At 69.7% G+C, this 23,520-nt stretch carries 19 protein-coding genes and 6 pseudogenes; 13 read left to right on the top strand and 12 right to left on the bottom strand.

Annotated features, from left to right (window positions below; genetic code table 11):
• Positions 1–126 precede the first annotated feature (126 nt).
• The 7 genes and pseudogenes from DPM13_RS13950 to DPM13_RS13930 form a co-directional block, all read right to left on the bottom strand.
• Positions 127–324 (bottom strand): helix-turn-helix transcriptional regulator, encoded by a 198-nt coding sequence (locus tag DPM13_RS13950; RefSeq protein WP_112888226.1) that lies wholly within the window; start codon positions 322–324, stop codon positions 127–129.
• Positions 321–659, bottom strand: coding sequence for a hypothetical protein (locus DPM13_RS13945; RefSeq protein ID WP_223252035.1), 339 nt, complete (start codon positions 657–659; stop codon positions 321–323). The genes DPM13_RS13950 and DPM13_RS13945 overlap by 4 nt, the downstream gene beginning before the upstream one ends.
• 119 nt (positions 660–778) lie before the next feature.
• Positions 779–2,277 (bottom strand): annotated as a pseudogene (gene trpE / locus DPM13_RS13940) (anthranilate synthase component I).
• Positions 2,277–2,501 carry a hypothetical protein gene (locus DPM13_RS23610; protein WP_223252034.1) on the bottom strand — a complete coding sequence of 75 codons (225 nt, stop codon included), beginning with the start codon at positions 2,499–2,501 and terminating at the stop codon, positions 2,277–2,279. The pseudogene trpE and the gene DPM13_RS23610 overlap by 1 nt, the downstream one beginning before the upstream one ends.
• Positions 2,468–3,898 (bottom strand): peptidyl-prolyl cis-trans isomerase, encoded by a 1,431-nt coding sequence (locus DPM13_RS13935; protein ID WP_262983135.1) that lies wholly within the window; start codon positions 3,896–3,898, stop codon positions 2,468–2,470. The genes DPM13_RS23610 and DPM13_RS13935 overlap by 34 nt, the downstream gene beginning before the upstream one ends.
• 99 nt (positions 3,899–3,997) lie before the next feature.
• Positions 3,998–4,201, bottom strand: coding sequence for a SurA N-terminal domain-containing protein (locus DPM13_RS23605; RefSeq protein WP_223252033.1), 204 nt, complete (start codon positions 4,199–4,201; stop codon positions 3,998–4,000).
• 83 nt (positions 4,202–4,284) lie between these two features.
• Positions 4,285–5,469, bottom strand: coding sequence for an aminotransferase (locus DPM13_RS13930; RefSeq protein WP_112888225.1), 1,185 nt, complete (start codon positions 5,467–5,469; stop codon positions 4,285–4,287).
• A gap of 33 nt (positions 5,470–5,502) precedes the next feature.
• Between DPM13_RS13930 and DPM13_RS25225 the strand changes: the two genes are divergently transcribed.
• From DPM13_RS25225 to DPM13_RS13865, 13 genes and pseudogenes are all read left to right on the top strand, one after another.
• Complete coding sequence (locus DPM13_RS25225) at positions 5,503–6,297, top strand: hypothetical protein (protein WP_189654685.1); 795 nt, start codon at positions 5,503–5,505, stop codon at positions 6,295–6,297.
• Positions 6,298–6,468: 171 nt separating this feature from the next.
• A complete protein-coding gene (locus tag DPM13_RS13925; protein ID WP_028718233.1) occupies positions 6,469–7,059 on the top strand; it encodes an anthranilate synthase component II in 591 nt (196 codons plus the stop codon).
• A pseudogene (gene trpD / locus DPM13_RS13920) lies at positions 7,056–7,951 on the top strand (anthranilate phosphoribosyltransferase); the annotation flags it as partial. The gene DPM13_RS13925 and the pseudogene trpD, both read left to right, overlap by 4 nt.
• 135 nt (positions 7,952–8,086) lie before the next feature.
• Positions 8,087–8,749 (top strand): uracil-DNA glycosylase, encoded by a 663-nt coding sequence (locus DPM13_RS13915; protein ID WP_028718235.1) that lies wholly within the window; start codon positions 8,087–8,089, stop codon positions 8,747–8,749.
• Positions 8,746–9,537 (top strand): indole-3-glycerol phosphate synthase TrpC, encoded by a 792-nt coding sequence (trpC, locus tag DPM13_RS13910; protein WP_112888224.1) that lies wholly within the window; start codon positions 8,746–8,748, stop codon positions 9,535–9,537. The genes DPM13_RS13915 and trpC overlap by 4 nt, the downstream gene beginning before the upstream one ends.
• Positions 9,534–10,004, top strand: a complete 471-nt coding sequence (gene moaC / locus DPM13_RS13905; RefSeq protein ID WP_112888223.1) for a cyclic pyranopterin monophosphate synthase MoaC — start codon at positions 9,534–9,536, stop codon at positions 10,002–10,004. The genes trpC and moaC overlap by 4 nt, the downstream gene beginning before the upstream one ends.
• A 9-nt stretch (positions 10,005–10,013) precedes the next feature.
• Positions 10,014–11,191: pseudogene (locus DPM13_RS13900) on the top strand (molybdopterin molybdotransferase MoeA).
• A gap of 103 nt (positions 11,192–11,294) precedes the next feature.
• Positions 11,295–11,990 (top strand): transcriptional repressor LexA, encoded by a 696-nt coding sequence (gene lexA, locus DPM13_RS13895; protein ID WP_028718239.1) that lies wholly within the window; start codon positions 11,295–11,297, stop codon positions 11,988–11,990.
• A 120-nt stretch (positions 11,991–12,110) separates the two neighbouring features.
• On the top strand, positions 12,111–13,868 hold the full coding sequence (tmk, locus tag DPM13_RS27210; RefSeq protein WP_397244598.1) for a dTMP kinase: 1,758 nt from the start codon (positions 12,111–12,113) through the stop codon (positions 13,866–13,868).
• Positions 13,865–14,938 (top strand): annotated as a pseudogene (locus DPM13_RS13880) (DNA polymerase III subunit delta'). Before tmk ends, DPM13_RS13880 begins: the two are co-directional and overlap by 4 nt.
• Positions 14,935–15,754: pseudogene (locus DPM13_RS13875) on the top strand (TatD family hydrolase). The pseudogenes DPM13_RS13880 and DPM13_RS13875 overlap by 4 nt, the downstream one beginning before the upstream one ends.
• Positions 15,751–16,558: pseudogene (locus tag DPM13_RS13870) on the top strand (MBL fold metallo-hydrolase). Before DPM13_RS13875 ends, DPM13_RS13870 begins: the two co-directional pseudogenes overlap by 4 nt.
• A gap of 1 nt (position 16,559) precedes the next feature.
• Positions 16,560–17,438 (top strand): AEC family transporter, encoded by an 879-nt coding sequence (locus DPM13_RS13865; RefSeq protein WP_223252032.1) that lies wholly within the window; start codon positions 16,560–16,562, stop codon positions 17,436–17,438.
• Between the two features lie 127 nt (positions 17,439–17,565).
• On the opposite strand, the gene DPM13_RS13860 is transcribed toward DPM13_RS13865, so the two are convergent.
• The 5 genes from DPM13_RS13860 to DPM13_RS13840 form a co-directional block, all read right to left on the bottom strand.
• On the bottom strand, positions 17,566–18,519 hold the full coding sequence (locus tag DPM13_RS13860) for an ABC transporter permease (protein WP_028718246.1): 954 nt from the start codon (positions 18,517–18,519) through the stop codon (positions 17,566–17,568).
• A 5-nt stretch (positions 18,520–18,524) separates the two neighbouring features.
• Positions 18,525–19,826: an ABC transporter permease gene (locus DPM13_RS13855; protein WP_036761838.1), complete on the bottom strand. Its 1,302-nt coding sequence runs from the start codon at positions 19,824–19,826 to the stop codon at positions 18,525–18,527.
• Positions 19,827–19,893: 67 nt separating this feature from the next.
• The gene (locus DPM13_RS13850) at positions 19,894–20,976 is read right to left on the bottom strand and encodes an ABC transporter substrate-binding protein (protein WP_112888779.1); all 1,083 of its coding nucleotides are present in this window, start codon (positions 20,974–20,976) and stop codon (positions 19,894–19,896) included.
• Between the two features lie 105 nt (positions 20,977–21,081).
• The gene (locus DPM13_RS13845; protein WP_189654684.1) at positions 21,082–22,164 is read right to left on the bottom strand and encodes an ABC transporter substrate-binding protein; all 1,083 of its coding nucleotides are present in this window, start codon (positions 22,162–22,164) and stop codon (positions 21,082–21,084) included.
• 28 nt (positions 22,165–22,192) lie between these two features.
• On the bottom strand, positions 22,193–23,296 hold the full coding sequence (locus DPM13_RS13840; RefSeq protein WP_112888220.1) for an ABC transporter ATP-binding protein: 1,104 nt from the start codon (positions 23,294–23,296) through the stop codon (positions 22,193–22,195).
• Positions 23,297–23,520 lie beyond the last annotated feature (224 nt).

Genomic DNA, 23,520 nt, shown 5'->3' with positions numbered 1-23,520 from the left:
GCCGTGCACGGAGCGTACACAGGGTGTATGACGGAGCCGCGCCATGATCCGGGTGTGACGCCCCGTTGCGCGCCTGGCGATGGGTATTTGGAAAACGGAAAGCCGCTGGCGCCGGGTCCGGGGCCGTCAGTCGGGGGCGGGCTGGAACACGTCCTCGACCGCCAGGCCGAACAGCCGGGCGATGGCGAAGGCCAGCGGCAGGCTGGGATCGTAGCGCCCGCGCTCCAGCGCATTCACCGTCTGGCGCGAGACCTGCAACTGCCGGGCCAGGTCGGCCTGCGACCAGCCGCGCTGCTGGCGGAGGTCGGGGATGCGGTTCCTCATCCGTGGCGCAGCCGGCCGAGGCAGGTGCCGATCGTCCAGAGCAGGGCCATCAGCGGCCAGACCACGAACATCGAGAGGCGCGGGTAGCCTTCGCCTTCGAGAAAGCCGTAGCCGAAGGTGAGGAGCGCGGTACCGGCGAAGGAAAGCGCCAGCGCCTCGAATTGCAGCTTGCGCTGCATCTCGTCCATGCGGCGGATGATGGCGACCACGGCGGCGCAGACGATGGCCACGGGCAGCATCGGCATGAGCGAGACCAGCAGGCGGGTGCCCTGGTCCTGGATCCCGCCGGCAAGCAGGCGCTGCGACAGGACCAGCAGCCCGACATAGCCGGCCATTCCGGCGGCAAACCCGATCCAACCCCGCATGGCATCCCCCTTGTTGTAAAGCGTGCTTTCCATATCGAGGATTGCCGTCGTCGATGTCAAGCGTGCTTTACATCCGGCGCGGCCGGGGGTCAGCCATTCCCCCGCACGAACCTTGCCGCTTCCTCGGCGGCCCTTCTCAGCGCGTTCGACTTGTTCACGGTTTCCATGAACTCGGCCTCGGGGTCGCTGTCGTAGACGACGCCGCCGCCGGCCTGGATGTAAAGCTGGCCGTCCTTGATGACGCCGGTGCGGAGCGCGATGCACATGTCCATTTCGCCATTGGCGGCGAAGTAACCCACGCCGCCGGCATAGACGCCGCGCTTTTCGGGTTCGAGTTCGTCGATGATCTCCATCGCGCGGACCTTGGGCGCGCCCGAGACGGTGCCGGCGGGCATCCCGGCCAGCAGGGCGGAGAGCGCATCCTCGCCCTCGCGCAGCTCGCCCACCACGTTCGAGACGATGTGCATGACGTGGGAATAGCGTTCGACGATGAACTGCTCGGTGGGCGTGACGGTGCCCATCTTGGCCACCCGGCCCACGTCGTTGCGGCCAAGGTCCAAGAGCATCAGGTGCTCGGCCAGTTCCTTTTCGTCCGACAGGAGGTCCGCTTCCAGCGCGCGATCCTCGTCGGGGGTGTCGCCGCGCTTGCGGGTGCCGGCGATGGGGCGGACCGTCACCTGGCCTTCGCGCAGGCGCACCAGGATTTCGGGGCTGGCGCCGCAGATCTGGAAGCCGCCGAAGTTCAGGTAGAACATGAAGGGCGACGGGTTGGTGCGCCGGAGCGAGCGGTAGAGCGCGAAGGGCGGCAGCGGGAAGTCCATCGACCAGCGCTGCGACGGCACCACCTGGAAGATTCGCCCGCGCGGATGAGCTTCTTGCACTGGCGCTCCGGCGCCGAGAAGAAGCCGCGAGGAATTGCGCGCAGTTCGCCGACCTTCAGATCATGGCCCAGCGCGCGGGGTTCGTGCGGCTGGCGGTCGAGCGAACGCAGCGCCTCGGACAGGCGCTCGGCGGCCTGGGCATAGGCGGCGCGGGCGGGGATGCCGTCCTGGGCCCAGGCGGGGGCGCAGAGAGCGACCTCGCCCTTGACGCCGTCCAGGACCGCGACGACCGAGGGGCGCAGCATCATCGCGTCGGGCAGGCCCAGCGGATCGGGGTTCACGTCGGGCAGGCGTTCGACCAGCCGGATCATGTCGTAGCCGAGATAGCCGAACAGGCCCGCCGCCCCCGCCGGAACGCCGTCGGGCATGTCGATGCGGGTTTCCGCGATCAGCGCGCGCAGGCTGTCGAGCGCGGGCCGGTCGTCGGGCTGGAAATCGTCCGAATAGCGCGCATTGCGGTTGATGCGCGCCTTGCCGTCGCGGCATTCCCAGATCAGGTCGGGTTTCATCCCGACGAAGGAGAAGCGGCCCCGGATCTCGCCCCCGGTGACGCTTTCCAGCATGAAGCTGTTCGGCGCCGCCTCGGCCAGCTTCAGCATCAGGCTGACCGGCGTATCCAGATCGGCCGCCAGCCGCATGGTCAGAAGCTGGTTGCGGCCCGCGTTCCAACCCCGTTCAAACGCCGGGAAATCGGGAGAGATGTCCATCATTGGGCCTGTGCATTCACCGCATCCACGGCGGTCTGGTTGACGGTCGCGCCGGCGCGAGCCTGAAGCGCCCGGCTGTAATAGTCGAACACGTCCTGGCGCAGGCTGTCGGCCATCCGCGCCGCGATGGCGTCGCGCATCTGACCCGCATCCTCGCCCGAGACATCGGCGGGGTGGATCTGGTCGAGCGTCACCAGGAACACCCGGTTTTCGGCATCGACCACCTCGGTCGCGCCGGGGGTCTCGATCTGGAACGCCTGGGTGACAAGCGCCTGCGGGACGCCCGCGATGAAGCCGCCGCGCACCAGCCCGGTTCGGCGCGGCCCCGGTCGGGCGCGGGCGCCGGTTCGGGCTGGGCCCCGGGGCGGGCTGGGCGCCGACCGCCTGGGCCACCGGGGCGGTGCGGCGGGCGTCGGGCCGGCGGGTCGGCCGCGGCCTCGGTCGCAAGCTTGCGCTCTTCGGCCAGGGCCAGAAGCTGGCGGTGGGTCTCGTTCTGGGTCCAGTCCTCGGCCACGCGGTCGCGCACCTCGGCGAAGGGGATCAGGGCGGGGGGTTCGATGGCGTCGAGGCGCAGGACGAAGACGCCGCCATCCTCGAAGGTGGCCAGTTCGGGGAAGTCGCGTTCGGTCAGCGCGCCCGCCTTCTGGCGGAACTCGGGATAGGCGGCGATGCTGTCGGGGGACGCCTGTTCCTGGCCGGTCCAGTCGATCTGGCCCAGTTCCATCGGCGTGTCGCGGGCCAGATCCTCGAGCGAGGCGCCGCCGGCGATCATGTCGGAGAACTGCGCGGCCTGGTCGTCGATCTGGCGCCGGGCGCGGTCCACCGCCGCCTCGACCCGCAGGTCGGCCCGGGCCTGTTCGAAGGACACGTCCACCGGCTCGAGGATGGCGTTCATGGAATAGAGCGCGGGGCCGAGGTCGCTGGGCGCGGGCCCGGCGATGCCCGGCTGGTCCAGCGCGAAGACCGCTTCTCCGGCGGCGCCGAGCTGGGCCTGGGTGACTTCGCCCAGGTCGATGTCGGCAAGCGTCAGCCCGCGTTCGGCGGCGAGCTGTTCAAAGGTCGTCTCGCCCCGGTCGAGGCGGGCGCGCGCCTCGGCCGCGGCAGCCGGGGTCGGGAACACCAGGCGTTCGACCATGCGCCGCTCGGGCTGCTGGAATTCGTCGATGCGGCTTTGATAGAGGTCGCGGAGCGCCTGGTCGTCGACCTGGACCTTGTCCTCCAGCATCTCGGGGGTCAGCCAGGCATAGGTGATCTTGCGCGTCTCGGGCCGGGTGAAGCGGTCGGCATTGGCCTTGTGCCAGGCCTCGAGCGTGGCGTCGTCGGGCGTGGCGATGGGCGCGGGCAGATCGGCCGCGGTCAGCTCCTGCCAGTGGATGTCGCGGGTTTCCAGGAGCCAGGCGAGCGAGCGTTCGGTGACCGAGGGCGAGGCGGCGACGGCGGCCAGCGTGGCGCCCTGCAGGATCTGGCGCGCCTCGTCCATGCGCAGGTCGTGTTCGAATTCCGCCTCGCGCAGCCCTTCGCGCTTCAGCGCGTCGGCATAGCGGGCGCGGTCGAAGCGGCCGTCGAGCCCCTTGAAGGCGGGGATCGCGGTGATCTGGTCGGCGACCGCCTTGTCGCCCACCGAGACGCCGATGCGGTTCGCCTCGTCCCGAGCGCGGCGGCGACGTAGAGGCGCGGAGCGCGGCCTGGTCGAGGCCGAGGACTTCGCCTCGGCCGGGGATCAGCTGGCGGCCGGTCTGGGCGGCGAGCCCTGGATCTCGGTGCGCAGCGCCCGGGCGTAGTCCTGGGACGAGATCTCGACATCGCCGACGGCGCCGACATCGGCGGTCCCGCCCGAGAAGTTGGTGACGCCGAAGCCGCCCAGGCCCAGCACCAGCATGCCCATCAGCAGCCATACGATGGTTTGTTTGCCCTTGCCGCGCATCTGCCCTGCCCTTTTTCGTCGCTTGCGCCAGTCTTTAGGGGGATGCGGGGCCGCGGGCAAGGGCCGCGCGGGCCCGCCGGCGGTCACAATCGGTCGGGGTCCCAGCCGCGCAGCCGCTCGACCAGGCGGGCGATGCCGTCGCGGTCGGCGTTGGCGAAGGCGATGCGGAAGTGGCGCGCGCCCTGCGGATCGGCCTCGGGCATGAACATGGTGCCGGGCAGCATCAGGATGCCCGCCTGCCGGACCAGCCGGGGCGCCAGCGCGGCCGCGCTTTCGGCGAAGGGGTGTTCGACCCAGGCGAAATAGGCGCCGCAGCCCTTGACGCGCCAGCCGTCGAGCGAGGCGATGCCCCGGGCCGCCGCCTCGCGCCGGGCCAGGATCTCGGCGCGTTCGCCCGCGAGCCAGGGGCCGAGGTTCTGCATGCCCCAGAGTGCGCCGATCTGGCCAAGCTGGCTGGCGCAGATGGCCAGCGTGTCGAGCACCTTTTCGACCTCGGCCATGCGGTCCTCGCTGGCGATCAGCGCGCCGACGCGGTGGCCGGTCAGGCGGTAGGCCTTGGAAAAGCTGTAAAGCTGGATCAGCGTGCCCGGCCAGTCGGGGTCGGCGAACAGGTCGTGCGGCGCGCCTTCGCGGCTGTCGAAATCGCGATAGGTCTCATCCAGGATCAGGGCGATGCCGCGGGCGCGGGCGAGGTCGTAGAAGGCGCGCACCGTCCCAGCCGGGTATTCGGCGCCCGAGGGGTTGTTGGGCGTGACCAGCACGATGGCGCGGGTGCGTTCGGTGATCAGCGCCGCCGCCTGCCCGGCGTCGGGGATCATGCCCGGACCGCAGGGCAGGCCGACCGCGCCGATGCCCTGCATGTCGAGCCACATCTTGTGGTTGAAATACCAGGGCAGCGGCAGGATCACCTGGTCGCCCGCCCGCGCCAGCGTCTGGATCGCGGCGCAGAAGGCCTGGTTGCAGCCCTGGGTGATGGCGACCTGGGCGGGGCCGACGCTGCCGCCGTAATCCGCCGACCAGCGCGCCGCCACCGCCTCGCGCAGCGCGGGGCGGCCCAGCACGGGGCCGTAAAGATGCGCGTCGGCCTGGTCCAGCGCGGCGCGGGCGATGGCCTGGCGCAGCCCTTCGGGCGGCGGATCGACCGGGGCGGCCTGGCTGACGTTGATGAGCGGCCGGTCGGGCGGAAAGGCCGCATCGGCCAGCCAGCGCCGCGCCTCCATCACCGGGGGGCGGAAGGTCGCGGCAAGGGCGGGGTTCAGGGGCATCATGGGGTCTGGGCCTTATGGGGTCTGGGCCTTGGGTTGGATCAACTGCCCGAGGTCGGGGGGCGTCCACAGGTCGGGGGCGGCCCCGCCGTCGTCCGTGTCCTGCCCCTGGCCCGCGCTGCCGGCGACCGAGGCGGCGACCTGGGCCGCGATCGCCTCGGCCTGGGGGTCGGCGGGCGCGGCTGGGGATCGGGCTCGGCGGCGGGAAAGGGCTCGGCGGCGGGCGCCTGGTCGCGCGGCGGGGCATCGACGCGGGCAACGGGCAGCGCGGGGGCGCGGGCCTGCTCGGGCATGGCGCCCGGTCTGGCGCGTCCGGCTCGGGCGGGCGCAGGAAGAGGCCAAGGGCGCCACGCCCCGCGCCTGGGGCAGGCCGGCCGGGCCCGCAGGAACCGGCGCCGGTTCGGCGGCGGGCATGGCGGCGGGCGCGGGCGCCTGGGGCTGGGGCCCTGCGGGGCCAGGGCGCGGGCGCCTGGGGCGGCGGACGCCGGTGCGCGCGTATCCGATCCTGCCGGCGCTGAAGCTATCGCGCCGGGGCGCGGGGCGCCGGGTCTCGGCCGGTCCGGGGCATGTTCCTGGGTCGGCGGTTGCGGTGCGGGCTCGGGCGCGGGGGCCACATCGGGAACCGGAGCGGGCGCCGGGACGGGTTCGGAGATGGGCGCAGGCGCGGGGATGTCGGGCGCAGGAGTTTCGGGCGCAGGAGTTTCGGCCGCGGGCGCCGGGGTCGTGGCGGCCGGCACCTCGACCGGGGGCGGGGCTTGGGTGGGCGCCTGCGGCGGCGGCAGGATCAGCGCCAGCGCGACCAGCCCGGCGCCGCAGGCCAGCGCCCCATGAACCAGCCCTGCCGCGAATCCCTTGGCCATTCCGTTCTGCCCACGCCTGTTTTCTTGCCCCGCGGGCTTGACCCCCCGCGCCGCTTTGGCCCATCTATAGCCGCAGATTTTCCGGGGTGCACCCCCCATGCAGGGGCCCTGCCCGCGGCGCGGCCCAATCCAAGGCGACACCATGATCCTGCTTATCGACAATTACGACAGCTTTACCTGGAACCTCGTCCATTACATGGGCGAGGCTGGGGCGGATGTGGTCGTGCGCCGCAACGACGCGCTTTCGGTCGAGGAGGCGCTGGCGATGGGGGCGCAGGGCATCGTGATCTCGCCCGGGCCCTGCACGCCGGGCCAGGCCGGGATCATCGTGCCGCTGATCAAGGCGGCGGCCGGGCGGGGCGTGCCGATGCTGGGCGTCTGCCTGGGCCATCAGGCCATCGGCGAGGCCTTTGGCGGCAAGGTGGTGCGCGCGGACCGGATCGTGCATGGCAAGACCGACGCGATCAGCCACGACGGGACGGGCGTGTTCGCGGGCCTGCCCTCGCCCCTGACGGCGACGCGCTATCATTCGCTGACGGTCGAGCCCGCCTCTCTGCCCGACTGCCTGCGCGTCACGGCGACGGCCGGCGACGGCACCATCATGGGGCTGATGCACCGCAGCCTGCCCATCGAGGGCGTGCAGTTCCACCCCGAAAGCATCGCCTCGGAACACGGGCACGACATGATCCGCAACTTCCTGCGCCGCTGCATGAACCTGGACGCCGCCGCATGAGCGTGACCGACATCCGCCCGCTGATCGGCATCGCCGCAAGCCGTCCGCTGACCGGGTCCGAGGCCGAGGCCGCCTTCGGCGCGCTGTTCGAGGGCGCCGCGACCCCCGCCCAGATCGGCGGATTGCTGATGGCGATGCGCGTACGCGGCGAGACGGTCGAGGAAATGGCCGCCGCCACCCGCGCCATGCGCGCCCGCATGAACCGCATCAAGGCCCCCGAGGGCGCCATCGACATCGTCGGCACCGGCGGCGACGGCAAGGGCACGCTGAACATCTCGACCGCGGCGGCCTTCGTGGTGGCGGGCGCGGGCGTGCCGGTCGCCAAGCACGGCAACCGCAACCTGTCGTCGAAATCGGGCAGCGCGGATGCGATCACCCATCTGGGGCTGAACGTGATGACGCCGCCCGAAGTCGCGGAACGCGCGCTGGCGGAAACCGGCATCTGCTTCATGATGGCGCCGATGCACCACCCGGCGATGCGCCATGTCGGCCCGGCGCGGGCGGAACTGGGCACGCGGCGATCTTCAACCTGCTGGGGCCGATGACCAACCCGGGCTCGGTCCGCCGGCAGCTGACGGGCACCTTCGACCGGGTCTGGAACCGGCCCATGGCCGAGACGCTGCGCGAGCTGGGCAGCGACATGGCCTGGCTGGTGCATGGCGGCGACGGCACGGACGAGCTGTCCATCGCCGGGCCCAGCTGGGTCGCGCAGTTGAAGGACGGCGAGGTGACCGAGTTCGAGGTCTCGCCCGAGGATGCCGGCCTGCCCGAGCACCCGTTCGAGGCGATCCTGGGCGGCGACCCGGCGCAGAACGCGGCCGCGCTGCGCGCGCTGCTGGCCGGCGAGCGCGGCGCCTATCGCGACGCGGTGGCCTTGAACGCCGCCGGTGCGTGCAGATAGCGGGCGGGCGTTCAGCTTGCGCGAGGGTTCTGTCAGACATGATCCAAGAAGCGGTCGATTGAGCGTCTCGCTGGCGTATGCTTGGAGGAAATCGACTTGCATGCTTGGTCGGTGAGTCGAGCGGCAATGACCGCCCCGCCGGTCCCCGCGCCCTGGGCCGACCTGCCGTTCTTTCGGGACGACTGGCCCGCCATCGCGGCGCGGCTGCGCGACCGCGACTGGCTGCCGGGTCCGGGGCGCGTCTTTGCCGCCCTGGCGCTGACGCCGCCCGCTGCCGCGCGGGTGGTGATCCTGGGGCAGGACCCCTATCCGACGCCGGGGCACGCGAACGGACTGGCCTTTTCGGTCACGCCCGAGACCGCGCTGCCCCGCTCGCTGAAAAACATCTTTGCCGAGATGCGGGACGACATCGGCGCGGCGCCGCCGAACGGCGACCTGTCCGGCTGGGCGCGCCAGGGGGTGTTGCTGCTGAACACCGCCCTGTCGGTCCTGCCGGGGCAGGCCGGCGCCCATGCGACATGGGGCTGGGACAGGCTGGCGAGGCAGGCCGTGGCGCGGGCCCAGGCCGAACGCCCGCTGGCCTTTGTCCTATGGGGCGCGCATGCGCAGAAGGCGGTGGCGGGTCTGCCGCGCGACTGCGATCTGGTGATCGCGACGGCCCACCCCTCGCCCCTGTCGGCGCGGCGCGGATTCTTTGGATCGCGTCCGTTCTCGCGGGTGAACGACTGGCTCTGCGCCCGGGGCGAGGCGCCGGTGGACTGGGCGCTTACGGATAAGGACGCAGAATGAACATCCTGGACCGCATCAAGGCCTACAAGCTTGAGGAGATCGCCGCCGCCAAGGCCGCCCGGCCCCTGGCCGAGGTCGAGGCGCGCGCGCGCGCGGCCGATGCCCCGCGCGGCTTTGCCCGGGCCCTGGCCGAAAAGGCCGCCACGGGCCACGCGCTGATCGCCGAGATCAAGAAGGCCAGCCCCTCCAAGGGCCTGATCCGGCCGGATTTCGACCCGCCGGCGCTGGCCCGCTCCTATGAGGCAGGGGGCGCCGCCTGCCTGTCGGTGCTGACCGACGGCCCCAGTTTCCAGGGCGCGCCCGATTATCTGGGTGCCGCGCGCGCCGCCTGCTCTCTGCCCGCGCTGCGCAAGGATTTCCTTTACGACCCCTATCAGGTGGCCGAGGCGCGGGCCTGGGGCGCCGATTGCATCCTGATCATCATGGCCTCGGTCGACGACGCCCTGGCCGCCGAGCTTGAGGATGCCGCGATTCACTGGGGCATGGATGCGCTGATCGAGGTGCATGACGCCCCCGAGATGGAGCGCGCCCTGCGCCTGAAATCGCCGCTGATCGGGGTGAACAACCGCAATCTCAAGACCTTCGAGGTCAGTCTTGAGGTGACGCTGCAGCTGGCGCCGATGCTGCCGCCCGGACGCGACCTGGTCTGCGAAAGCGGGCTGTTCACCGCGGCCGACCTGGACCGCATGGCGGATGCCGGGGTGAAGCGCTTCCTGATCGGGGAAAGCCTGATGCGGCAGCCGGACGTGACCGCCGCCACCCGCCAGATTCTGGGAGGCGCGCCATGAGCCTGACGCATTTCGACGCCCAGGGCCAGGCGCATATGGTCGACGTCTCGGGCAAGGCCGACACCGCGCGCGAGGCGGTGGCCGAGGGACTGGTGCTGATGGCGCCCGAAACCCTGGCGCTGGCGCAAGGCGGCGCCGCCAAGGGCGACGTGCTGGGCGTGGCGCGGCTCGCCGGGATCATGGGGGCCAAGCGCACCTCCGAGCTGATCCCGCTGTGCCATCCGTTGCCCATCGCCAAGGTCTCGGTCGATCTTGTCCCGGATGCCGCCCTGCCCGGCGTCCGGGTGACGGCCACGGTCAGGACAACCGGCAAGACCGGGGTCGAGATGGAGGCGCTGACCGCCGTCACCACCGCCTGCCTGACGGTCTATGACATGCTCAAGGCCGCGCAAAAGGACATGCGGATCGAAGGCATCCGCCTGCTGTCCAAGTCGGGCGGCAAGTCGGGCAATTTCAAGGCAAGCTGAGGAGCCGGCATGATCAGCGTCGATGAAGCCCGGGCCCTGGTGCTGGCCCTTGCCCTCGCCCCGAGGCCGAGGACATCCCCGTCGCCGAGGGGCAGGGGCGCGCCCTTCTCTCGCCCGCGGTCGCGGCCTTGACCCAGCCGCCGTTCGACGCCTCGGCCATGGACGGCTATGCGCTGCGCAGCGCCGACCTGCCGGGGCCGCTGGCGGTGGTCGGCACGGCGGCGGCTGGCGTGCCCTATGCGGGCGACACGCCCCCGGGCAGCGCGATCCGCATCTTTACGGGGGCGCCGGTGCCCGCCGGCTATGACCGCGTGGTGATGCAGGAGATCGTGACCCGAGACGGCGACCGCATCACCGTCGCGGATGCCGGAGAGAACCTGAACATCCGCCTGAAAGGAAACGATTTTTCGGAAGGCACGGCATTCCTGCCGGGGCGGGCGCTGCGTGCCTCGGACCTGGGGCTGATCGCGGCGATGAACGTCGCGCGCGTGACGGTCGCGCGACGGCCCCGCGTCGCCATCCTGGCCGGCGGGGATGAGCTGGTCCCGCCCGGCACGACGCCGGCGCCGGGGCAGATCGTCAGTTCGAACGACATCGCCATCGCCGCGCTGGCCCGCGAGGCGGGGGCCGAGGTCCGGGTCCTGCCGCTGCCCGCGACACCGAGGAGAGCCTGCGCGCCCGCTTTGCCGAAGCCGAGGGCTGCGACCTGGTCGTGACCATCGGCGGCGCCTCGGTCGGCGATCACGACCTGGTGGCGAAGGTCGCGGCGGACCGGGGATGCAGCGCAGCTTCTCAAGCTGGCGATGCGGCCCGGCAAGCCGCTGATGGCCGGGCGGATCGCCGGCGCCGCCATGCTGGGGCTGCCGGGAAATCCTGTGTCGGCAGTGGTTTGCGCGAAGCTGTTCATGCAACCGCTGATCCGGGCGATGCAGGGCCTGCCGCCGGGCCCGGACCTGGCCCAGGCCGAACTGGCGCGCGACCTGCCCCCCGAGGGCGACCGCCAGCATTACCTGCGCGCGCGGCTTGCGCCGGGGGACGGGCTGCCGCTGGTCGACCCCTTCCCCGACCAGGACAGCGCCCGGCTGTGGCTGCTGGCGCAGGCCGACGCCCTGCTGGTCCGGCCGGCCCACGACCCCGCCCGTCCCGCCGGTTCGCGCGTGACCATCCTGCCGCTGCACGCCGGTTAACCGCTTTTTTACCCGAATCGGCGAAAAGGTTGACGCAAGGACTTGAGTCCGCTAGAACATTCAATGAACATGATGGCGGTCGCGGCGAGGCAGGGACAAAACGATGCTGACAAAGAAGCAAATCCAACTGCTTGAATTCATTCAGGCGCGCATGGCCCGGGATGGGGTGCCACCGTCCTTCGACGAAATGAAACTGGCGCTGGACCTGCGCTCGAAATCGGGAATTCATCGCCTCGTGACCGCCCTGGAAGAACGCGGCTTCATCCGCCGCCTGCCGCATCGCGCCCGTGCCCTGGAAATCGTCCGCCTGCCCGACAGCCTCAGCAAGGGCTCGGGCTTTCAGCCCCGCGTGATCGACGGGGACGCGCGCGCCGCCGCGCCCCTGCCCCGCGGCGCGATGCCGATCTCGGTGTCGGCGGTGGACCTGCCGGTGATGGGCCGGATCGCCGCCGGCGTCCCGATCGAGGCCATCTCCGAGGTGTCGCACCACATCGCGGTGCCCGGCTCGATGCTGGCCGGGCAGGAGCGCCACTATGCGCTGGAGGTCAAGGGCGACTCGATGATCGAGGCCGGGATCAACGACGGCGACGTGGTGGTGATCCGCGAACAGGACACGGCCGAGAACGGCGACATCGTCGTGGCCCTGGTCGAGGGGCATGAGGCGACGCTGAAGCGCTATCGCCGCAAGGGCGGGATGATCGCGCTGGAGGCGGCGAACCCGGCCTATGAAACCCGCGTCCTGCCCGAGGACAAGGTCCGGGTGCAGGGTCGGCTGGTGGGCCTGATCCGCAGCTATTGACCCTGCCGGGCGGTCCGCAACCTGCGGTCGTTCAACAAGACGGGACATTCAGCCGACCGGCGTTGCGGCCCGGTCGGGGCTAGGGTAACGATGGGCAAAGCGAACTGCCAAGGACTGATCATGCGCGCTCTGACGTTCCGCATCTTTGCCCTGCTCATGCTGATGGCCCTGCCGGCGCGCGCCTTCGACACCAACGCCAAGGCGGCCTGGGTCTATGACATGTCGACGGGCACCGTGCTGATGGAAAAGAACGCCGACGAGCCGCTGCCCCCGGCCTCGATGTCCAAGCTGATGACCCTGACCATGCTGTTCGAGGCGCTGCGCGACGGACGGGTGGCGATGGACACGACCTTCCCGGTCTCGACCAAGGCCTGGCAGACCGGCGGATCGAAGATGTTCGTGGAACCCGCCGACCGTCCCACGGTCGAGGAACTGATCCACGGCATCATCATCAACTCGGGTAACGACGCCTGCGTGGTCGTGGCCGAGGGGCTGGCCGGCACCGAGGAGGCCTTTGCCCGGCAGATGACGGAACGGGCGCGGCAACTGGGCATGACCCAGTCTCATTTCGCCAATGCCTCGGGCTGGCCGCATCCCGACCATCGGATGTCGATGCGCGACCTGGGCCTGCTGGCCGAGCACCTGATCCGCGATTTCCCCGAGCTTTACAAGAACTTCGCCCTGACCGAATACAACTACAAGGGCCGCGTCCCGTCGAACTCCAACAACCGCAACCCGCTGCTGCACTTGGGGAACGGCGACTGGACGGCAGACGGGCTCAAGACCGGGCACACGCAGGAGGCGGGCTACGGGCTGGTCGGCTCGGCGGTGCAGGACGGACGGCGGATCATCTTTGTCATCACCGGCCTTCCCAGCGATCGCGCCCGGGCCGAGGAATCCGAGCGCATCGTGAACTGGGCCTATCGCCAGTTCACCATGCGCACCATCATCCCGCAGGGCGGGATCGTGGCGCATGCTCCGGTCTGGCTGGGCGAGAAAAGCCGCGTCGGCCTGACGACCGAGGACGGGGTCAGGGTGCTGTTGCCGGCGGGCGCGCAGGTCAGGTCAGCCCCCAGGGCGATGACCCCTTCGAGGCGCCGATCATCCGGATCACACCGGTGGCGAGCTTGTCGTGACGATCCCCGGGACCGGCCAGTCCCGCCAGCCGCTGATCGCCGCCGAGGACGTGGGCCGCGCGGGGGTCATGGGCCGGCTGCAGAACGCGGCCACCCGGCTGGGCCAGCGCGCCTGGCAGGCCGCGCAGAACTGACCGCGGGAATGTTCATCAGCTTCGAAGGCATCGACGGTTCGGGCAAGTCCACCCAGGCGCGCCTGCTGGCCGATCGTCTGCGCGCCCTAGGGCATGAGACCGTGTTGACCCGCGAACCCGGGGGCAGCGACGGGGCGGAACAGATCCGCGCGCTGCTGGTCGAGGGTGGCCAGGAGCGCTGGTCGCCCGAAACCGAACTGCTGCTGTTCAACGCCGCGCGCCGCGACCATGTGGAACGGCTGATCCGGCCTGCGCTCGATCGCGGGGCCTGGGTGGTCAGCGACCGCTTTGCCGATTCCAGCCGCGTCTATCAGGGCGTGGCGCGCGACGGCAACCGCCAGCTGGTCGAGGCGCTGCACCGCCTTGTCATCGGGATCGAACCGGACCTGACCTTCCTGATCGACATGGACCCCGCGGCCGCGCTGGCGCGGAGCAAAGCCCGGGGCGGGGCAGAGGATCGGTTCGAAAGCCTGGGGCTGGAATTCCAGCAGCGGCTGCGCGCGGGCTTTCTGGCACTCGCCCGGGAATACCCCAGCCGCATCAGCGTCATCGACGGCGATGGCCCCGAGGATGCGGTGGCCGCCCGCGTGCTGGCCGCCCTGCCATGACCGAGGACGCCCTGCCCGAATCCGACCGGGTGCCGGGTGCGCCCCACCCGCGCGAGGCCGCCGAGGTCATCGGCCAGGACGGCGCCGTGCGCGATTTTCTGGCGGCGGCCCAGGCGCAGCGGTTGCATCACGGCTGGCTTCTGACCGGCCCGCGCGGATCGGGCAAGGCGACCCTGGCCTGGGCCATCGCGAAATGGCTGATCGCAGGGGGTGCGCCGGCAGGCTGGCGGTGCCGCCCGAAACCCTGCCGTGCGCCGCATCGCCGCTGTCCGAGCCGCGGCTGCACCTGGTCCGCCGCCCGGTCGACGAGCGGACCGGTCGCCTGCGGGCCGAGATCACCGTGGACGAGATCCGCAAGCTGCAGAGCTTTTTCCACCTTTCGGCCACTGACGGTGGACGCCGCGTCGCGATCATCGACGCCGCCGACGAACTGAACGCCGCCGCCGCCAACGCCCTGCTGAAGCAGCTCGAGGAGCCGCCGCAGGACGCCACGCTGCTGCTGGTGGCGCATCAGCCGGGCCGGCTTTTGCCGACCATCCGCTCGCGCTGCCGGGAATTGCGGCTGCAGCCGCTGCAACCGGCGGACATGGCCCGCGTGCTGGCGGGCCTGGGCGTCGCGGACGACGCCGAGCGGCTGGCCGCGCTGGCCGGCGGCTCGGCCGGCGAGGCGGTGCGGCTGGCCGGCCAGAACGGGCTGGCGCTGTACAGCGCATCGTCGATCTGTTCGCGCAGCACCCCCGCATGGACCGCCGCGCCGCCGCGGCGCTGGCCGAAACCGCGGGCGCGCGCCCGGGGGCCGAGGGCGACCCGTTCGACCTGGTGGTGACGCTGCTCGACCGCTTCCGACCCGGGCGGCCCGCACCGGCCTGATGGGCGCCCCCCTGCCCGAGGCCGCCGGGGCCGAGGCCGAGGTGCTGACGCGGCTTGCGCCCGATCCCCGCGCCGCGCGCCTGTGGGCCGAGGCGCAGGCCGAGCTTTCGGCGCGGGCGCGCGTCGGGCGGGCGGTCAACCTTGACCCCGCCGCGCTGGTGATGGATATGCTAGTCGGGCTTGCGAACCAGCCCGCCTGAGCCGCGCCACACGGGATTCCGATGACCGACAGCCCTGCCCTGCCCGAGCTTGTGGACAGCACTGCCACCTCGATTTTCCCGATTTCGACGGCGAGGCGGCGGCGCTGATCGCCCGTGCCCGCGCCGCCGGCGTGCGCCGCATGGTCACGATCTGCACCCGGCTGCGCAAGGAGCCCGCCGTGCGCGCGCTGGCCGAGGCGCATGCGGGGCTGTTCTATGCCGCCGGCACCCATCCCATGTATGCCGCCGAGGAGCCCCTGGTCGCCGTCGAGGAACTGGTCGTCCTGGCCCGTCACCCGAAGTTCGTCGGCATCGGCGAAACGGGGCTCGATTCCACTACACCGATGAAAGGCCGTCATCCAGCCGAGAGCCTGCGCATCCGCATGGGCTGCGCGCCGCACTGGCCTGCCGCTGATCGTCCATTCGCGCGACGCCGACGCCGACATGGCCCGCATCCTGACCGAGGAGCACCGGGTCGGCGCCTTCGACTGCGTGATGCATTGCTATACCAGCGGCCCCGATCTGGCCCGCACCGCGCTGGACCTGGGCTTTTACCTGTCGATGTCGGGCATCGCGGCCTTCCCGCGCTCGACCGAGATCCGCGAGATCTTTGCCGCGGCCCCCCGCGACCGCATCCTGGTCGAGACGGATGCGCCCTATCTGGCGCCCCCGCCCTTTCGCGGCAAGCGCAACGAACCGGCGCATGTGGTCCATACCGCCCGCGTCGGCGCCCAGACCCTTGGCCTGAGCGAGGCCGAGTTCGCCGCCCTGACGACCGCGAATTTCGACCGGCTGTTTGGCAAGGCCGCCGGATGACCGGGGCGTTCCGGGCCACCATCCTGGGCTGCGGGTCGTCGGGCGGGGTGCCGCGCCTGGGCAATCGCTGGGGCGACTGCGATCCGGCCAATCCCCGGAACCGGCGGCGGCGCTGCGCGCTGCTGCTGGAACGCGAGGGCCCCCGGGGCACGACGCGGGTGCTGATCGATACGGGGCCCGACATGGTGCCGCAACTGCTGGACGCCGGGATCGGCGCGGTCGATGCGGTGGTCTATACCCATCCCCATGCCGACCATATCCACGGCATCGACGACCTGCGACAGCTGGCCTACAACATGGACCGCCGCATTCCCGTGCATGCCGATGCGCAGACCAGCGCGCAGCTTCGGACCGCTCGGCTATGTGTTCCACACACCCGAGGGCTCGTCCTATCCGCCGATCTGCACGCTGCTGCCGATCGAGGGCGCGTTTGCAGTCGAGGGTGCGGGCGGGCCGCTGCGCCTGCGGCCCTTCGAGGTCAGCCACGGCGACATTCCGGCACTGGGTTTCCGCATCGCGGCGCCGGCGGGCGGGCTGGTCTATCTGCCCGACGTGAAGTCCATCCCGGACGCCGCCTGGCCCGCCATCCAGGGGGCCGAGGTCTTTGTCTGCGACGGGCTGCGCTATCGCCCGCACCCGAGCCACGCCCATCTGGACCTGGCGGTGGAGTGGATCGCGCGCTCGGGCTGCCGGCGCGGCGTCATCACCAACATGCACATCGACCTGGATTACGACGCGGTGATGCGCCAGACCCCGCCGCATGTCATCCCCGCCCACGACGGGCTGGTGCTGGACCTGAGCTGACATGACGATCCTGTTCGACGTCATCCTGCCGGTCTTCATCGTGATCGGTTTCGGCTATGTCGTGGCTTGGCGCAGGATGTTCACCGAGGTCGCGGTGGACGGGCTGATGCGCTTTGCCCAGAACTTCGCCGTGCCGGTCCTGCTTTTCGCCAGCGTGGCCCGGCTGGACATGGCCGAGAACTTCAACCTGGGCATGTGGATCGCCTTCTATAGCGGAGCCTTCCTGTCCTATTTCATCGGCTGGGGGCTGGCGCTGTACTGGCTGAAGCGGCCGGGCACGGATGCGGTGGCCATCGGGTTCTGCTGCCTGTTCTCGAACTCGCTGCTGCTGGGCATCCCGATCATGGAGCGCGCCTATGGCGCCGAGGCGATCGCGGGCAACGTCGCGATCATCGCGATCCATTCGCCGCTGCTTTACACCTTCGGCATCACCATGATGGAGATCACCCGGGCGCGCGGGCAAAGCCTGGCGGTCAGCCAGATCGCCATGCGGGCGCTGTCGGGGGTGCTGCACACACCGCTGATCATCGGCATCCTGTGCGGGGTAGCGATGAACCTGCTGACGCGTGCGGGGCTGGTCATGCCCCAGGGGTTCTGGGCGGCGGTCGACATGATGGCGCGCGCCGCCCTGCCCGCCGCGCTGTTCGGCCTGGGCGGCGTCCTGCACCGCTACAAGCCCGAGGGCGACAGCACCGCCATCGCCATCTGCTGCCTGTGTTCGCTGGTCGTCCACCCGGTCACCACCTATGGGCTGGGGCTGCTGTTCCAGCTGCCGGCCGCGCCGATGCGCTCGGCCGTCATCACGTGCCAGCATGGCGCCGGGGGTGAGCAGACCGACACCCACGATGTACCAAACCACGAACTGGCCAGCCTACAATGAAGCGCTCAAACGCCGTGGCTCGCTGACGATCTGGTTCGACCCCGGTCCGCCCTGAGGACGCCTCCGGCGGGGGTATTTGGGAAACGGTGAAAGCCGCCCGCCCGAAGACAGGGGGGCGGCGTTTGCGTCAATGCGGGGTGACGCCCCGCAGCCGTTCCGAGCGGCGGCGCAGCATCTCGACCGTGGCGAGAAGCGCGATCGAAAAGATCACCAGGAGCGTCGCCACGGCGAGGATCGCGGGCGAGATCTGTTCGCGGATGCCGTTCCACATCTGGCGGGGGATGGTCTGCTGGTCGGGGCCGGCGATGAAGAGCACCGCCACAACCTCGTCGAAGGAGGTGACGAAGGCGAAGAGCGCGCCCGAGATCACGCCGGGCAGGATCAGCGGCATGATGATGCGGAAGAAGGTGGTGCGCGGGTTCGCCCCGAGGCTGGCCGCGGCCCGCGCGAGCGACTGGTCGAAGCCGATCAGCGTGGCCGTCACGGTGATGATGACGAAGGGGATGCCCAGCGTCGCATGGGCCAGGATCACCCCCAGATAGGTGCCGGCAAGCCGGCCGCAGCTGGGGTTGAGCCCGATCCAGGTCAGCGGCTCGCAGGGGTTCGAGTAGAAGAAGAACATGCCCGTCGCCGTGATGATGATCGGCACGATCATGGGCGAGATCAGCACCGCCATGATGAGCCGGCGATAGGGCATCTCGGGCCGCGACAGGCCGAGCGCGGCCAGCGTGCCCAGGACCGTCGCCAGGATCGTCGAGAAGAAGCCGATGATGATCGAGCTTTTCGCGGCCTGCACCCATTTCGCGTTCTGCCAGACATCGGCCCACCAGGCCAGGCCGCGCGGCCCGTCCGGCTGGGTCATGCCGAAGGTCAGCAGGCTGTCGTACCAGCGCATCGAATAGCCGCTGGGGTCGAAGGACAGCATCTTGTCGGTGAAGGTGAAATAGGGCTCGGCGTTGAAGCTGAGCGGGATCACCACCACGATGGGGGCGATCAGGAAGAAGAAGATCGCCGCGCAGATCGCGAGGTAGCAATAGTGCCAGGCTTTCTCCAGCGGCGAGGCATAGGTCGGAAGCGCCATGATGGTTATCCCAGCTTGAGGTTGTCGATGCCGACGAGGCGATCATAGACCCAGTAGAGGATCAGGACGCCGCCCAGGAGCAGCGCGGCCAGCGCGGCGGCCATGGACCAGTTCAGCGTCTGCGTCATGTGCATCGCGATCATGTTGGAGATCAGCTGCCCGCTGGAGCCGCCGACCAGCGCGGGGGTGATGTAATAGCCCACCGCCAGGATGAAGACGAGAAGCGCCCCGGCCCCGAGCCCCGGCAGGGTCTGCGGGAAATAGATCCGGCGGAACGCGGTCCAGCTGGTCGCGCCCAGGGATCGCGCGGCCCGGACATAGCTGGGATTGATCGTGCGCATCACCGAATACAGCGGCAGGATCATGAAGGGCAGCAGGATATGCGTCATCGCGATGATGGTGCCGGTCTGGTTGAAGATCATCTGCAGCCGGTTGCCGTCGCCGATCACGCCCAGCCAGACCAGGATGTCGTTGACCACGCCCTGCTGCTGCAAGAGCACCATCCAGGCCGTGGTCCTGACCAGAAGCGAGGTCCAGAACGGCAGCAGCACCAGGATCATCAGCAGGTTCGATTTGCGCATCGGCAGCGTCGCCAGCAGATGCGCGATCGGAAAGCCCAGCAGGAAGGTCGTCGCGGTGATGACCAGCGACAGCCAGAAGGTGCGCAGGAACAGCATCAGATAGACGCGCTGCTGTTCGGGGGCCTGCACGATGTTGCCCTGGTCGTCGCGGGTGCGGTCCACCGCCGCCAGGTAGAAGTTCGCGGTATAGGGCGTCGAGGCCTCGCGCATGACGGACCAGAGCCGGGGGTCGCCCCATTTCTGGTCCATGTCCAGGATGGTCTCGCGGTAGGGCGGCTCGAGCCCGCCGCGGGCCTTGCGCCCCGCCGAGGTGAAGAGCGAGCGCGTACCCGGCATGTCGTAGTTGATGCGGGTGCCGACGACGCCGATGGTGCGCGCCTCGGCAGCGGCGGAAAGATCGGCGGCGAGCGCCGCCCAGGCGGCATCGTCGGGCGCGGTGCCGCGGGGGTTGTCGTGGAACCAGGCCGAAAGCTGCGGCATGTTGGCCGAGAAGCCGTCGTTCTTGACCGAGCGTTGCAGCATCTGCCCGATCGGCACCACGAAGGTGACCAGGATGAACAGCAGCAGCGGCAGCACCAGCAGGAAGGCGCGCCGTCGCGCACGGCGCGAACTGCGCGCCAGCGCGCGGGCCAGCGGCTGCCCGTCATTGGTCGTCAGCGTCCCGCCCTGGTCGAGGCCGCCCGCCTCGGTCACTATGGCGGCATGGGGGTCAAGCGCGTTCGCCATCTTGGTCCTTACCTGCAATCGTCTTGTCGGAAGGCCGCCGCCCGGCACCCGGACGGCGGCGGATGCGTCAGCCGGCGGCCAGCCAGCTGTTGAACCGTTCCGAGAGTTCGGCCGAATGGTCGGCCCAGAACTCCGGGTCGTCCATCACGGCGGTGGTCATGTGGTCGGGATTGGTCGGCATGTGCGGCGCCATCTCGGTCTTGCCGTCCTGGTAAAGCCCGACCAGCGCCGCCGAGGATTTGCGCGAGGGGCCATAGGCGATCCATTTCGCCTGATCGGCCAGGCGCTGGGTGTCGGTGGCGAACTTCAGGTATTCCATCGCCGCCTCGGGGTTGGGCGCGCCCTTGGGAATGGCGAACATGTCCATGTCCATGTACTGCCCGTCCCAGATGATCTCGAAGGGCTTGCCCTCGGCCACCATGGCGTCGAAGAAGCGACCGTTGTAGCCGGTGGCCATCGTGACCTCGCCATCGGCGAGCAACTGCACCGGCTGGGCGCCGGCTTCCCACCAGACGACGTCCTTCTTGATGGTGTCGAGCTTCTTGAAGGCGCGGTCGACGCCTTCGGGGGTCGACAGCGTCTCATAGATCTGGTCGGGCGCCACGCCGTCGGCGATCAGCGCCAGATAGAGCGTGCGCTTGGGCGCCTTGGGCAGGCCGCGCTTGCCGGGGAACTTGGCGGTGTCGAAGAAATCCGCCGCGGTCGAGGGCTTGGCATCCGTGAACTTGGTGCTGTCGAAGGCGATGACCGTGCCCCAGAAGATGTTGGCAACCGCGCAGTCCTGCAGGGCGCCAGGGATGAAGTCCTCGGACGCGGGGGTGCCGTCGGGCGCGGCCGGCAGGGTGGCCGGGTCGATTTCCATCAGCGCGCCTTCGTCGCACAGCCGGATCGCGTCCGAGGTCTCGATGTCGAACACGTCGCCGGTGATGTTGTTGGCCTCGACCTGCGCCTTCAGGGGCGTGGCGGGGTTGTCGGCGGCGATCATGTTGACCTTGATGCCGGTCTTTTCCTGGAAGGGCTTGTTATAGGCCTCGACCTGGGACTTCTCATACGAGCCGCCCCAGGAGACGACGTTGACCTCCTTGTTCTGGGCTTGTGCCGCAAAAGCCAGGCCGCACAGCGCCGAGGTCAGGATCAGGGTTCTTTTCATGGTGTTGCTCCCGTTGGTTTTGTTCGGCGCATTGGCCGTTCTTGTTGGCATCCCCCGTGTCGGGATGCGACCGGGCCGGGGCCTTTGCCCCCGGCCCGGAAAGCCTCAGCTTGCCGCCAGCCAGGCGTTGAAGCGTTCCTGCAGTTCGGCATCGTGATCGACCCAGAAGTCGAGGTTCGAGGCCAGGGCCGCCTTCATGTTCTCGGCATAGGTCGGCAGGTTCGGGCCCATCGGCACGTCGGTGCCCTCGATGTTGCCGACCAGGGCGGCGGCCGATTTGCGCGGCGGGCCGTAGCTGATGAACTCGGCGGCGCGGGCCTGCTGTTCCGGCGCGGTCGAGAAGGCGATGAATTCCTTGGCCGCCTCGAGGTTCGGCGCGCCCTTGGGTACCACCCAGCCCTCCATCTCATAGATCTGGCCGTCCCACAGGATCTTGAAGGGCTTCCCCTCTTTCTGGGCGGCGTCGAAGATCCGGCCGTTGAAGGCAAAGGCCATGCTGACCTCGCCATCGGCGAGCAGTTGCGGCGGCTGGGCGCCGGCTTCCCACCAGATCACGTCGTTCTTGATCTCGCCCAGCTTCTTGAAGGCGCGATCGACGCCTTCGGGCGTGCCCAGCACCTCGTAGACCTGATCGGCGGGCACACCGTCCGCCATCAGCGCCAGCTCCAGGTTGAACTTGGCGCCCTTGCGCATGGTGCGCTTGCCGGGGAATGTCGCGGTGTCGAAGAAATCGGCCGGGGTGGCGGGCTTGGCATCGGAGAACTTGCCGTCGTCATAGGCGATGATCATCGAATAGACGTCGGTGCCGACGAAGCAGTCCGTCACCGCGCCTTCGATGAAATCGTCGGCCGCCGGGGTGCCGTCCGCCGTGGGGACCAGGATCGAGGCGTCGATTTCCTCGAGCAGGCCTTCGTCGCACAGCCGCACGGCATCGGCATATTCGACCGAGGCCACGTCGGTGGTGACGTTGCCCGCCTCGACCTGGGCTTTCAGGGGCGTGGCGGGGTTGTCGGCATCCGCGACCGCGACCTTGATCCCGGTCTTGGCCTCGAAGGGCTTGGCATAGGCCTGCACATGGCTGTTGCCATAGGCCCCGCCCCAGGACAGCAGATTCAGCTGCTTGTCCTGGGCTTGCGCGGCCCCCGCGGCCAGCGCCAGCGCCGAGGTCAGGATGAGCGTGCGTTTCATCATAGCTCCTTGTCTTTCTGTCGAAATCTCAGACCGGGTCCAGGGCCCGGGCGTCCTCGGGGTGCCAGCCGATGCGGATCGACTGGCCGGGGTCCAGCTTGGTCTGGCCCAGCGTGTTGCGGTATTTCATCACGAAATCGTCCTGGCCCGCGACCTTCAGCCGCGCCCGCAGGATGTCGCCCATATAGACCACGTCGCGCACCTCGGCCTGCAGGGTATGGGCGCCGGGAGGCATCAGGTCGGGCTTGAACTCGATCCGTTCGGGCCGGATCGAGACGGTGGTTTCCTGCCCCTTTTCGCGGATGTTGACGGCGGTGGCGTCGATCAGGTCGCCATTGCCCAGCCGGACCAGCGCCTTGCTGCCCTCGAGCTGTTCGATGCGGCCGCGCAGCGCGTTGTTTTCGCCGATGAACCCGGCGACGAAGCTGTTTTCGGGCTGTTCGTACAGCACCGGCGGCGGCGCAAGCTGCTGGATGCGCCCGTCGTTGAAGACGGCGATGCGGTCCGACATGGTCAGCGCCTCGCCCTGGTCGTGGGTGACATAGACCACGGTGATGCCCAGCCGGTCGTGCAGGGCCTTGATCTCGAACTGCATGTGTTCGCGCAGCTGCTTGTCGAGCGCCCCCAGCGGTTCGTCCATCAGCACGAGTTCGGGGTCGAAGACCAGCGCGCGGGCCAGGGCGATGCGCTGCTGCTGGCCGCCCGAAAGCTGGGCCGGGCGGCGGCTGGCGAACTTGGACATCTGCACCATGTCCAGCGCCCGCGCGACCCGGGTGGCGCGTTCGGCCGAATCCATGCCGCGGACCTCAAGCGGAAAGGCCAGGTTCTCGCCCACCGTCATGTGCGGGAACAGGGCATAGTTCTGGAACACCATGCCGATGCCCCGCTTGTGGGGCGGCATGTCGTTGATGTTGCGGCCGTTCAGGCGAATCTCGCCATGCGTGGCGGTCTCGAAACCCGCCAGCATCATCAGGCAGGTGGTCTTGCCCGAACCCGACGGGCCAAGCATGGTCAGGAATTCGCCCTTGCCGATGGAAAGGTTCAGATCCTTTACCACAAGGGTCTGGCCATCATAGCTTTTCTGAACATGGTCGAAGACGACGAAGGCGTCGTTGCCGGCTGCGCTTGCCAAGTGCGGGGCTCCCTGTTTTCCGTGGTTCTTGTTTCCGCAAGGCAAGGTTATGCGGCGGCGGCCCGGTATTGCAACTGACATGTGCAGATGGTGGGCAGGCGGTCCGGCGCTGCCGCCATTCCGGGCAGAGCCCCGGATCGGGCGCCCGCAGACCCAGACCGCATCCCGGCAACGCGCCTGAAACGCAAGCCCGGGCGCCTCGCCCGGAAAACCGGCAGCTGCCC

Origin of the sequence: Paracoccus mutanolyticus (assembly GCF_003285265.1) — a bacterium.
Taxonomy (GTDB): domain Bacteria; phylum Pseudomonadota; class Alphaproteobacteria; order Rhodobacterales; family Rhodobacteraceae; genus Paracoccus; species Paracoccus yeei.
The sequence above is the reverse complement of the archived record's forward strand: the minus strand, read 5'-3'. Positions and strand labels throughout refer to the sequence as shown.

Coding starts and splice junctions, on each gene's coding strand:
- DPM13_RS13845 (WP_189654684.1), bottom strand. CDS start 22,164: ATGAAACGCACGCTCATCCTGACCTCGGCGCTGGCGCTGGCCGCGGGG.
- DPM13_RS13860 (WP_028718246.1), bottom strand. CDS start 18,519: ATGGCGCTTCCGACCTATGCCTCGCCGCTGGAGAAAGCCTGGCACTAT.
- moaC (WP_112888223.1), top strand. CDS start 9,534: ATGAGCCTGACGCATTTCGACGCCCAGGGCCAGGCGCATATGGTCGAC.
- trpC (WP_112888224.1), top strand. CDS start 8,746: ATGAACATCCTGGACCGCATCAAGGCCTACAAGCTTGAGGAGATCGCC.
- DPM13_RS13915 (WP_028718235.1), top strand. CDS start 8,087: ATGACCGCCCCGCCGGTCCCCGCGCCCTGGGCCGACCTGCCGTTCTTT.
- lexA (WP_028718239.1), top strand. CDS start 11,295: ATGCTGACAAAGAAGCAAATCCAACTGCTTGAATTCATTCAGGCGCGC.
- DPM13_RS23605 (WP_223252033.1), bottom strand. CDS start 4,201: ATGCGCGGCAAGGGCAAACAAACCATCGTATGGCTGCTGATGGGCATG.
- DPM13_RS13925 (WP_028718233.1), top strand. CDS start 6,469: ATGATCCTGCTTATCGACAATTACGACAGCTTTACCTGGAACCTCGTC.
- DPM13_RS13850 (WP_112888779.1), bottom strand. CDS start 20,976: ATGAAAAGAACCCTGATCCTGACCTCGGCGCTGTGCGGCCTGGCTTTT.
- DPM13_RS13930 (WP_112888225.1), bottom strand. CDS start 5,469: ATGATGCCCCTGAACCCCGCCCTTGCCGCGACCTTCCGCCCCCCGGTG.
- DPM13_RS13945 (WP_223252035.1), bottom strand. CDS start 659: ATGGCCGGCTATGTCGGGCTGCTGGTCCTGTCGCAGCGCCTGCTTGCC.
- tmk (WP_397244598.1), top strand. CDS start 12,111: ATGCGCGCTCTGACGTTCCGCATCTTTGCCCTGCTCATGCTGATGGCC.
- DPM13_RS13950 (WP_112888226.1), bottom strand. CDS start 324: ATGAGGAACCGCATCCCCGACCTCCGCCAGCAGCGCGGCTGGTCGCAG.
- DPM13_RS13865 (WP_223252032.1), top strand. CDS start 16,560: ATGACGATCCTGTTCGACGTCATCCTGCCGGTCTTCATCGTGATCGGT.
- DPM13_RS13855 (WP_036761838.1), bottom strand. CDS start 19,826: ATGGCGAACGCGCTTGACCCCCATGCCGCCATAGTGACCGAGGCGGGC.